This window comes from Flavobacterium frigidimaris (assembly GCF_002217275.1).
Classification (GTDB): Bacteria; Bacteroidota; Bacteroidia; order Flavobacteriales; family Flavobacteriaceae; genus Flavobacterium; species Flavobacterium aquidurense.
In genome coordinates this window covers 1-1,013 of the sequence record NZ_MUGV01000027.1, presented here as the reverse complement: position 1 = coordinate 1,013, position 1,013 = coordinate 1, and the positions used below count along the sequence as shown (strand labels likewise).

Here is a 1,013-nt window from a genome sequence, read left to right as displayed (position 1 = left end):
GCTAAGCGCCAGAACGTTAGCCACAATAGCACAAGACGACGGAGAATTCAAGAACATAAAAGATAATGAAACATCACTTTGGGGATTTTTTAGACAGAGCGGGCGACTATTGGACGACAATTCCCAATAGAGAAAGATTTGCATTTATCGCAGACTTTGAAATTGCAAATAAAGACGAAGTTAAAATCCTAACTATAAGCAAAAACCAACTGAAAGTAAATTGGGAACAAATTTTTGACTGTCCAAATCTTGAAGAACTAACACTTCACGACCCAAGTAAAGAACAAGTTCAAGCTATTGGTAAACTAAAAAAAATAAAACGGTTAAGAATAACTTTTTTCAGAGCAACAGACATAGAGTTTATAAGTAACCTAAATAACTTGGAAGAACTTATTCTCGAGTATGTATCGGGGTTTTCTGATTTGACTCCACTCTCAAAACTTTCAAAACTAAAATCTTTACATTTTGAAAATCTTCGTAAAGTTTCCAATTTTGACGGACTAAAAGGAATAGATAGTTTACGCTATTTACATATAGACGGAACTCTTGATTGGAACCAACCAATTGAAAATTTTGAGTTTTTAAAAGGACTCCCAAACCTTGAAGTTTTTTCATTGGGCTTTATAATCAACAAATCAGAATTCCCAGCCTTTTTGCCGATTTTGCATTTAAAGAATTTGAAGAAAATAAAAATTGGACGAGCAACTTTCAAAACAAATGAATATGCTTTTCTACAATCTGCAATTCCTAATATTGAGGGCTGTTCGTGGGACTTATGTTGGGACTATCAAGACAATTTTGAATTTTTAGGTAAGAGAGCAGGATTTGTAAAAAAGAATAATCCAATTTTAAAGGTGCGTTGTGGTGAATTTATAAGCGCATTTGAAGAAATGAAAAAGCAATCAGAAACCATAATCGAAAGCTACTGTGGCTAACACACGCTACAACGGATTTGGGCATTTGGTTTAATGGAAAAATGGTCTTCTATTTGGAATGATTTTGCAAATCCGAAG

General features: G+C 33.8%; 1 protein-coding gene. It reads left to right on the top strand.

All coding sequences use genetic code 11. The features are described from left to right. The first annotated feature begins 65 nt into the window (after positions 1–65). Complete coding sequence (locus tag B0A65_RS16245; RefSeq protein WP_074659009.1) at positions 66–935, top strand: leucine-rich repeat domain-containing protein; 870 nt, start codon at positions 66–68, stop codon at positions 933–935. Positions 936–1,013: the final 78 nt, after the last annotated feature.

What these genes read in the sequence shown, in the direction of transcription:
- B0A65_RS16245 (WP_074659009.1), top strand. Translation starts at nt 66, where the DNA reads ATGAAACATCACTTTGGGGATTTTTTAGACAGAGCGGGCGACTATTGG.